Origin of the sequence: Phytoactinopolyspora endophytica (assembly GCF_004138495.1) — a bacterium.
Classification (GTDB): Bacteria; Actinomycetota; Actinomycetes; order Jiangellales; family Jiangellaceae; genus Phytoactinopolyspora; species Phytoactinopolyspora endophytica.
Genome location: NZ_ML142854.1, coordinates 309,571 through 319,137, shown reverse-complemented (window position 1 = coordinate 319,137; position 9,567 = coordinate 309,571). Strand labels below are relative to the sequence as shown.

The following is a 9,567-nucleotide window of genomic DNA, read 5'->3' as shown; positions in this document are numbered from 1 at the left end:
ACCTAGTCCGATTCGGCCCGGGATAGATCTTTTCACGAGGCGCCTGCGGCGGCCGCGTCCCTCATCCTCCGCAGTGTGAGTGGTTGGTTTGAAGCCTTGCTCGGTGTAGAAGGTCAACTGGCACGAAACCGTCAAGGACCTACAGGCGCACGACCATGTGCCGGGTGTCTATGATCAATTCGCCATGGACGTATGCTTCGCATCTTCCCCGCAGCACGCAGACGTGCTCAACGAGGACTTCGTCGCCGCAACCTCTGGCGGAGCTGTCGTCATCGACGGTGCGGGGACGCCCGAGGGCGCGGATTCCGGATGCGTCCATGGGGTTGCCTGGTATAGCCGTGCGGTCGGTTATGCCTTGGTAGCACGGATGGCCGAACTCGAACGCCCACTTCACGACTGCCTCGCTCAGGCGATCATCCACGTCAGGGATCTGCATAGGGCCGATTGCGATCTCGGCCACCCGGGCACGCCGTCGTCAACCGTGACGGCGATCCGGGAGAACGGCGATCGGCTGGACTACCTCGTCCTCGCTGACTCGCCGTTGGTGCTCGACCTAGCAGACCGCATCGAGGTCATCTGTGACCACCGCGTCGACGCGTTCCAGCGGGAGATGCCAGCATCGATGCGGGAGAATCCTCTTGGCAGCGCCGAGTACCGAGCGGGCCTGAGGGAGTACATCGCCGAGTGGCGGCGTCACCGAAACGTCGAAGGCGGATTCTGGGTCGCCAGCTCCCAACCCGACGCGGCGGCCCACGCTCTAACCGGCACCGTGCCCCTGGCCGATGTAAGCGCCGCCGCGCTCCTCAGCGACGGAGCCAGCCGCCTGGTCGACCGGTTCGGTCTGCTCAGTTGGCGCGATCTCCTCGACCTGCTCGACAACCAAGGGCCAGCGGAACTGGTACGGCGTGTCCGCGACGTAGAGCGCAATACCGCCGAGCAATATCCGGGCAAGGCCCACGACGATGCCACCGCGGCATATTGCCGGTTCGGCAGGCTCTAGAACATGCTTGACACCCGGCCGAGACCTGATGAGCACCGTCCAGGGCAAGTCTGCCTTGATGCTACGGACGCGAAGGTGGTGGTGTGCCGAACGACGCGTACGTTTCGCCGAAACGGACACCCGTTGTGGTCCGTCGTGAGTCGGCCTGGTGACGCTCCGTTGACATACGCCCCGCGACTCAGGGCTGCGGAGTTGTTACCGCCTCGCGGTGACGTGCCAGCCAAGCTCTTCCGCTGTCGTAACCCGCATGCATCGCGCGATTGTCAGGGTCGAGGTCGGCGAACACCACCTGGGGTGTTCCGTCAGGCTTGCCGCGAGCCAGCCAACGATCATCTGGGGCCGCGACACCCGATGTCACCGTTCCCGGGGCAACACCAGGCACTGCGAACGCGATCCACATTTCAGTCAACAGCGCGTGTGCCAACGGCCGCCGATCATCGAGTGACTCTGCCGCCAGTCCATCGCTGTAGCTGGCCAGCAGCACACAGTCTGCCCCCAGCGACTCGTACTCGATGAACACTTGCGACATGCGTGCTTCGATGCACAGGGCGCATCCGAAGCGGAGCCCATCGACCGAGAAGACGGTTGCGTGGTCACCGGCTGCATACATGAACGACGACTCCGTGTTTGAGAGATACCGCTTGTCGTACCTCGCAACTAGGAGCCCACCGTCACTGATCACATACAAACTGTTGAACGGCCGTTCAGGGCCGGGCTCGCGGTGCACCGACCCGACAACGGTCCACAGTCCAAGCTCTCCGGCTCGCTCGATCGTCTGCTGCCGTTCAGCAGCGAGCACCTGCCAGTCCACTCGTGACCAGTCCGACTCGGCCAGCCGATGCGGATCACTCGACATGCGCCGCTTGTCCGGATACCCCGATAGTGCCCCCTCCGTGAACAAGACGAGCCGAGCATCGCCGTCGGCCGCCAGACCCATCAGCTCCCGAACCCGACGCCCCTGCTCCCGAATCGAATCACCATCCGGAGAGTCATTTTTTCCGACACCCTGCGCAACCGCGATCCTCAACACCGCCATGGCGTCCGATCATCGCAGACTCGCACCAAGCATCGAGGGTGTTTGTCCCTCGGGAAGCGAGTTGGTAACGTTCCAACTGGCGTGGCCCTACGCCGAACCTCCATCGACCTTCCCCAGCATGGTCGTCCTTCGGAGGCAAAGGGATTGTCGTCTCAGGGTCGTTGTCCTGGTCTGTTCGTCTCGGGCGTCAAGGTCGCTGGGGGATCTACGTGCGAGGCATGGAAGGCCAGATGACAGCGAACAGGAACTTCAAACGCCGTGTGCGAGCCCGAGCGGCCAAGACCGGTGAGTCCTATACGTCTGCCCTCCGGCACTTCCGATCGACGTCGACTGGAGATGACATGTCGGAGGCAAAAAGCATGCGCTTGGCGGTCGCGCAGGTCGTTCTTGGTGACGATCCCCGCGACAAGGACGCAGTGCGAGCGAGCGGGCAGGAGATACGGCGCCTGATGCGCGAGGCGCGCGACTCGGACGCGCGGCTGATCCACTTTCCGGAAGGGGCACTGTGCTGGGCACACAAGCTCAAGATGTCCGTGAATGGCCCCGACCATATCGGTCCGGCCGACTGGGACAGGGCCGAGTGGAACGTTTTGCGCGACGAGCTAGCCGAAATCATGGAACTGGCACGAGAGCTCCGGCTCTGGACGGTTGTGGGCTCGATCCATCGCCTCACACCGCCGCACCGGCCGCATAACAGTCTGTACGTCATCTCTGATCGAGGAGAGGTGGCGACCCGTTATGACGAACGCTTGTTGTCGAACACCAAGATCACGTACATGTACTCGCCGGGGTCCGCACCGGTGACCTTCGAAGTCGACGGCGTCCGGTTCGGACTGTCGCTAGGCATCGAGGTCCATTTCCCGGAGGCCTTTATCGAGTACGAGCAGCTGGACGTCGACTGCGTGCTTTTCTCCACCGCCGGCCCTCCCGATCCGGGAGGGAGGGTCTTCGCGACCGAGGCTCAAGCCCATGCGCTCACCAATAGCTACTGGGTCAGCTTCGCTGTGGACGCACGGCACGCGGCCGATGCCCCGTCCGGTGTGGTCTCTCCGCGAGGCGCCTGGTTGGCCCAGTGCTCACAGCGCGAGATGCCCTCCGTGATCACCACCGAGATCTTCGATGATCCAAACGACCTGGCACGGCCTTGGAGACGAAAAGCCCGTGCGGGCATCTACGAACCCCACCTCGTCCACGACGATCCCAGAAGCAACGATCGAAGCGTGGTCTAAGCGTCAAGCAGTCCTGGGATCCTACGGACAGCTCGCGGCTTTGACGTTCTCGTCCGTCATCTCGCCGCGCAGCATGTAAGTAGACGTTGTCTGTAGACGCATTGTCTTGTGTCTACGGACAACGTCGCTTTCAGGCGCAGACACAGAACAGGTTGCCTTCTGTGTCGGCGAGGACCACATGTTCGGCGTCCTCCGAATAGACCCAGTCCACTCGTCGTGCTCCGAGAGAGACGAGACGCTCCACCTCAGTCTGCAGATCCGAGTCTTCGTCTATCCAGAGGTCGAGATGCATCTTGTCGTCTGTGTCCAGGTGGACGTGCGCACCGGCGCCGTGGTCTTGCCGCGTGGCCGAGGGAGAACTCCACTCCTCAGGATGGAGGAAGTCTGGATTGCTGGGCCGTTGAACATATCCGAGGGCCTCGGTCCAAAACGCGGCAGCTCTGCCGCTGTTCGATACATTCAGTACAACGGACCCTACGAAAACAGCCATCAGATTCTCCTTCGGTGACGTTCAGCTCATGAGCATCTGAAGTCGGTTTCTACCCCGCTTCTCGAAGCGAGAATCGTTGATCGGTCCCTGGAGTCAACGAGCCCTGATCACCACCAACCTGCCCGGCCTCGATGGCTCGCATGTACGCGGCCGCCCTCCTCACGGGCATCAACCAGAGGCCGAATACCGCGCCGCCATCCTGCGATGATCGCCAATAGCTCGATGTCGCGCTGACCGCGATTGTGTCGTACCAAGCGCGCCGGAGGCGCCTACGATCAACTCGTCATGAATGCATGCTTCGCATCTTCTCCACAGCACGTAGACCTGCTCAACGAGGACTTCGTTGGCTCCACCTCTGTCGGCGCCGTCGTCATTGACGGTGCCGGAACTCCCGAGGGAGCTGTGACCATCGCGTCAACGCCTTCCAGCGTGAGAAGCCGGCGTCGATGTATGAGCATCCCCGCAGTAGCGCCGAGTACCAAGCCGGTCTGACGGAATACGTCACCGCATGGCGGCGTCACCGAAACGTCGAGGGCGGATTCTGGGTCGCCAGTTCTGAGCCCGACGCGGCGGAGCCAGCCGCCTTGTCGACCGGTTCGGTCTGCTCAGTTGGCGTGATCTCCTCGATCTGCTTGATAGCCACGGGCCTGCGGAGCTAATCCGGCGTACTCGCGAGACAGAGCGCAACACGGCTGAGCAGTATCCGGGCAAGATCCACGACGATGCCACCGCAGCCCTTTGCCGGATCGGCAGGCTCTAGGATTCGCATTCGGTCGTGGTACACCGCGCTGCGGCACTAGATCTTGACGACATCTTGATCGATCTCGGGGCTGTGCTGCATTTTCGACAACGCCCCTGGCGACGACGGGGTGTTCCAGGCTTTCTCGGACGGCCACCCCAATTGTCACTCACCCAGAGCGAGTCATTAGCCGCGCTTGCCCGCAGCTTGCGGTCAGTCGGCGTCTTAACGTTCTCTATAAAAACAAATAATCTTGTGTTTATAGAGAACGTAGTCACAGGAGAAGTGCGATGAAGGCAGCTGCGCCACCGATCTTCCCGATCTTTCGCTCCCGTCTTCAGGCTGACATCCTCGTACGCCTGTTACTCGGCGAGTCCGAGGAGTCGGTCACGAGCCTCCGCATCAGCCATCGGGGCCAATGTGGGCAACTCTCATCGAGAGATTGAGCGCTTGGAACGAGCGGCGATCGTCGCTTCTCGACGTGTTGGCAGGACTCGGCTGGTCAGGGCCAACACCGATGCACCGTTCTATCGACCACTCTACGAGCTCGTCCTCATCACCTTGGGCCCGGCACACGTGCTCGCCAGAGCGCTCGCGGACCTCCCCCACGTTGAGTCAGCCAGCATCTTCGGCTCTTGGGCCGCACGGATGGCGGGTGAAGAAGGACCTGCCCCGCACGACATCGACCTCCTCGTCATTGGCACACCCGACCGTGACGATCTATACGACCGCACCGGGGAGGCCTCCGCCGCTCTCGGTCGAGAAGTCAACGCGGTCGTGATGTCTTCTCAAAGGTGGCGAGATTCTCCCGACGGCTTCGCTCGAGAGATCGCGACACGGCCGCAGATCCCAGTCCTTCAGGGCTACGACGATGAGGAGCGCCCATGAGCTGGCAACGTGGACGAGAGACCGTACACGACATGATCGACAAGGGAGAGCTAACAAGAGTTGTCGCCGACACCGAGCTTGCCCAACGGATGCTTGATCAAGCGAAGCAGCATGTCCGATCTGACCAGTGCCACCTGAGCATCGGTCCAACGCCCGAGCTGGTCAAGAGTCATGGTCCCGCAAGATTGCTCGCGCCGGACAGCACTCCTTCTAGCGTCATCCCGGGAGGCGTTCACATGGGCCCCTCACGGTCGCTTGACCCGGCCAAGGTCGACGAGTGTCTGCTCATCGGCGAAGTTGAAGATGCGTTGGCCGAGCTGAAGGTCTTGGCGCCGAGTGACGAGCTGATGCCTAGCGACGCCGAAGGGGTCCGCGGGGTTTGTCCAAACCAGGGCGAAGCCATACAGATCGAACGCCGCGGACGCACGCTCGAAGAGCCCAGACGCTGCACGGTTCGCAGTCCAGATGACCTGACCCCGCGCATTGCAGAGCTGCGGCAACGTGGCGATGGTCGAATCGACATCCTCATCGATAAGACTTCCGAAGACACCGCATAGCAACACGATGTCGGCCGGGACAGCCCCGACGTAGGCGTCCGTGGTCCCAGCATCGCCCTGCAGGACCTCGATGCCGTTCAGGTCGGCGCTCTCGACTCGCCGCCGAGCCTCCTCAGCGTTTCGTCCGTCAATCTCGACCAGGCGTGCCTGAACATCGGATCGCCGGTCCGAGTCGTCGACCGCGCCGACGACGTCGTGGCCCTGGCCGGCACACACACTGATGATCTGGACCGGGCCGGATGGTACCAGGTCGAGTGCGAGCCGGAGCTGATCTTGGACCGTCCGAAGGCGGTTTCGCAATCGGCCGTGCTCCTGGTAGCCCTCGTGCCATCCGTGCCAATCCACGTCGTGATCTTAGGTCGACATCCGCGTCGTCCGTCGAGCCCACGAGGCCGTCGAGCTAAAGGGCGCCGACTCATGGGAGAGGTAACAAGGGCTTCTCCGCCCCATCCCGGCCACACACTGCGCGCTCATGACGTCAGCGCATCTGACGGGAGCACAGGGCATGGCCAGCGCGGATCACGCCGCCACGTCGACCAGTCGTCTCGGAAGGGACCTTCTCGGCATGCGAGCAAGCCGATGACCTCTTCTTGCGCTTGGGACACCTTCTTGTGGTCGTCGTCGGTGATGATCCCCAGGCGACGTCCCTGCTTATATTCGTCTTCGTCCTTCCAGCGATGCGTTCCATCAGAGTCGATGATGAGGTCGAGGGTGTCGTATCCGATCGATGTCCGCCGATAAGGGCGTTCGAAGTCGACGTACCAGATCCACCGTGAGCCGTCACCGTAGAAGAACAGAGACACGGTGAAGTACGAGTCCGGTGGAGAGAGGATGAGCCGAGTGGTATCCCGCCAAATCCATGGGCACATTTCCCATTCACCTGAAGCGAGATGGTGAATCCCTAGGTTCCGGACTGCTTCGTCTCCAGTTCGTAGAGATTCGGTCCATGTGGTCGCGGCGAGCATCTCTATGCCAGGCCAGATAGCGAGGGCTACCAGGTCGGGAGTGTCATGCACGACTCTGCACGGAGTCGCCGACCACACCTTCCCTCTATGGACGTCACGCCGCACCGCTGTGCTTGCCGATTCGAAGTCCTGCACCGCCTGCTCTGTCATGGTGGGGCCACTGTACTGGGCATGATTAAAACCGACCGTCACGTGTGCTGAGCCGCCGGCTTGGACAAGGAGAGGTCGACTCGGCAATGGCAGGTGAAAGGATGAAGTGATGGTGCTACCCGCGGATAGCCATGTGCACAGCGGGTGGTCCTGGGATTCTCCAGGCGGCTCAATGGAGCGGACCTGCACGCGGGTGGTCGAGCTGGGCCCTCCCGCGGTCGCCTTCACCGACCACATGGACTTCACCGCTTTGGAGAGCTGCCGCCGGCGATCTCGAGGGCTTCGAGCATCTCCAGGTATTCATGACGCCGGGCGGATCGCTCGCTCCCCCGCAATGGATGTGAACGGTTGCCTTGAATGTGTGCAGCGCTGCCGCGACCAGTTCCCGCAGCTTCGCATCATCACCGGCGTGGAGCTCGGCGAGGCGCATCGCAACAGCGAGTCCGCCGCGAAGCTTCTCGACGCCGGGCGGTTCGAGCTGGCTATTGGTGGGGCCCATGGCTTCCATCCCAGCCGTCACCCCTACGACGTCTGGATACGTCCGAACTGACCCGGGGAACCACGCGTGCCGTCGGTGACTCACCGGAACGCTAGCCTGACTGCAATTAGGCTAAGCGGAGTGAGGTTAGGCGTGGACATACCGAGGCCCGAGTCGATCTTCGATCGTCACGCCGAGTGGAACGATTTGATCCGCTTCGTCACAGATGAGTCGCCCGGTCTCAGGATCTCCTCGACCTTGCCGATATCTACGGGACCAAATGAACTGGCGAAGTCGCGCTCCAGGGCCAACGGCGAGTGTGGCGGAAGGCATCAGGATTTGGTCGGCAGCAGCAGCGCCGTCGAAATACGGCTCCGGAGAGAGTCCCGTGCGGCAGCGACGTCGACCGCGGTCGCATAGTCGATGGCCGGTGCCCGCTGATCGGGAATCAGCGCACCCAGCTCGGGCCCCTCCTCGAGCACGTGCCAACCGCCAGTACTCAACGCGAAGAGGCTGGGCTCCAGCATCGCCAGCAATGCGAGCGGATCATGTGGATTGCAGGACGATGCACCCAGGTGCTGCCACCATCGGCGTACCTGCGCATCGACCAGCATCGCAGCCACGGACCGGGAAGCCGTCACCGAGTCGAGGTCGGTGACGTCGAACGGCACGGTCGTAGTCACGTCCAAACCCACGAATGTCGAAGGGATTCCGGCTGAGAGCACGGCCGCAGCGGCAGCGACGTCGGAGCGCAGGTTGTGCTCAGGCACACTGCGGGCGAACTCTCCACCCATGATCACCAGGCGTCGAACTCGAGACGCCCACGACGGATCGTGGTGCAGAGCCACGGCGACGTTGGTGAGCGGCCCGATCGCGATGACGACCAGGTCGCCCGCGTGGCGATGAGCCGCGGCGAGCAACGCATCGACCCCGCCGAGCGTGCTGATCTCCTCGGCGGCCAGGCCGTCGATGGCGTCGCCTTCGTGTCCGCCCCACCAGACGTCCCGGCCCGACAGCGGCTGCGGTTCCCCGGCGTGGACGGGCACGTCGTCACGGCCCAACAGACGCAGCGTGCGTCGGGCGAGCTGCGCGCGGAGGATCACGTCCCCATAGACCGTGGTGACACCCAGCAGGTCGACGCTGCGCTCGCCCGCAAGCAAGACCAGTGCGAGCAGGTCGTCAACATCAGAGCCGATATCGGTATCGAGGATCACCGGCGTACCGCCGGGCAGAGATGCGTCGCTCATGAAGCCGGCACCGTGGCGTGCGGGGTCATCGAACCCTCCAATCATTCGGCCGACTACTGACCAGACGACCGCGACCCCATTTCTTGAACGAGCACTTTCTGACCGTCTGGGTCCGTCACCGTCAGCTCGTCACCGAACTCCTCTGACAGCGTGACATCCCCATAACGGCCGGCGATCAGGCGATCGGCCAGCTCCGTCAACGGCTCGCACGTGCGGAACGCCAGCTGCACGGATCCTGGTGGTCTTTCGTCACCCGGCGGGCGAAGGGCAATAAGACCCCCACCGGCGCTGCTCCAGGCCCGCCACGACTCGTCATCGCCCTCGTCGAGTCGTGTGAAGCCGGCCGCCGACAACAGCTGATCGAGAGGGCCAGCGGGCGGGCCGAACAGCATCGGCATTGACACAATCCCATGCTCGGGTCGGGGCTCGTCGAGCTGGTAGCCGTACAGATCGGTGGGACGCTCGTCTAGCAAGAGCTCCGCCTCGTCTTGGCCACGCACTCGCAAGACCCGCCCGTAGGCCTCGTCATAAATCTCCACGTCGCCGAAACCCGCCTCTGCGAATTGGGCCGCCAGGGCATCGGCATCTGCCACCTCGAACGCCATCCCTGTCTGACCTGGCCCCGCTCCACTGGTGGCAGCGTCATGCAGTGCGACCTCCCCGGCAGCGCCGACCATCGTGACCCAGCTCTCGGCACGGCTCACCCTAGGCGAGAATCCGAGCGCAGAAAGAAACTCCCGCACTCGCGGCACGCGGTCGGTGAATCGTATCGGCCTGACAATGACTTC

9 protein-coding genes are annotated in these 9,567 nt (G+C 62.9%); 3 read left to right on the top strand and 6 right to left on the bottom strand.

The window, feature by feature from the left end; genetic code table 11:
* Positions 1 to 184: 184 nt before the first annotated feature.
* Positions 185 to 1,000: a protein phosphatase 2C domain-containing protein gene (locus ELR45_RS14520; RefSeq protein ID WP_129667036.1), complete on the top strand. Its 816-nt coding sequence runs from the start codon at positions 185 to 187 to the stop codon at positions 998 to 1,000.
* Between the two features lie 178 nt (positions 1,001 to 1,178).
* On the opposite strand, the gene ELR45_RS14515 is transcribed toward ELR45_RS14520, so the two are convergent.
* Positions 1,179 to 2,036 (bottom strand): carbon-nitrogen hydrolase family protein, encoded by an 858-nt coding sequence (locus ELR45_RS14515; RefSeq protein WP_129667035.1) that lies wholly within the window; start codon positions 2,034 to 2,036, stop codon positions 1,179 to 1,181.
* 230 nt (positions 2,037 to 2,266) lie between these two features.
* Here ELR45_RS14515 and ELR45_RS14510 point away from each other — a divergent pair, with 230 nt between their 5' ends.
* Positions 2,267 to 3,265, top strand: coding sequence for a carbon-nitrogen hydrolase family protein (locus ELR45_RS14510; protein WP_129667034.1), 999 nt, complete (start codon positions 2,267 to 2,269; stop codon positions 3,263 to 3,265).
* 130 nt (positions 3,266 to 3,395) lie between these two features.
* Here the strand turns inward: ELR45_RS14510 and ELR45_RS14505 are convergent, their stop codons facing one another.
* The 3 genes from ELR45_RS14505 to ELR45_RS37845 form a co-directional block, all read right to left on the bottom strand.
* Positions 3,396 to 3,755 (bottom strand): VOC family protein, encoded by a 360-nt coding sequence (locus ELR45_RS14505; protein WP_129667033.1) that lies wholly within the window; start codon positions 3,753 to 3,755, stop codon positions 3,396 to 3,398.
* Between the two features lie 1,872 nt (positions 3,756 to 5,627).
* A complete protein-coding gene (locus ELR45_RS14495; protein WP_129667032.1) occupies positions 5,628 to 6,284 on the bottom strand; it encodes a class I SAM-dependent methyltransferase family protein in 657 nt (218 codons plus the stop codon).
* Positions 6,285 to 6,409: 125 nt separating this feature from the next.
* The gene (locus tag ELR45_RS37845) at positions 6,410 to 6,904 is read right to left on the bottom strand and encodes a ribonuclease FAU-1 family protein (protein ID WP_476704129.1); all 495 of its coding nucleotides are present in this window, start codon (positions 6,902 to 6,904) and stop codon (positions 6,410 to 6,412) included.
* Between the two features lie 259 nt (positions 6,905 to 7,163).
* Between ELR45_RS37845 and ELR45_RS14485 the strand changes: the two genes are divergently transcribed.
* Positions 7,164 to 7,604 (top strand): PHP domain-containing protein, encoded by a 441-nt coding sequence (locus tag ELR45_RS14485; RefSeq protein ID WP_129667031.1) that lies wholly within the window; start codon positions 7,164 to 7,166, stop codon positions 7,602 to 7,604.
* Positions 7,605 to 7,864: 260 nt separating this feature from the next.
* Here ELR45_RS14485 and ELR45_RS14480 read toward each other — a convergent pair whose 3' ends face one another.
* Together ELR45_RS14480 and ELR45_RS14475 are read right to left on the bottom strand one after the other, a co-directional pair.
* Positions 7,865 to 8,779 carry a nucleoside hydrolase gene (locus ELR45_RS14480; protein ID WP_165367773.1) on the bottom strand — a complete coding sequence of 305 codons (915 nt, stop codon included), beginning with the start codon at positions 8,777 to 8,779 and terminating at the stop codon, positions 7,865 to 7,867.
* 53 nt (positions 8,780 to 8,832) lie between these two features.
* Positions 8,833 to 9,567, bottom strand: a 735-nt coding sequence (locus ELR45_RS14475) for a VOC family protein (RefSeq protein WP_205856590.1), incomplete at its 5' end; no start/stop codon positions are given.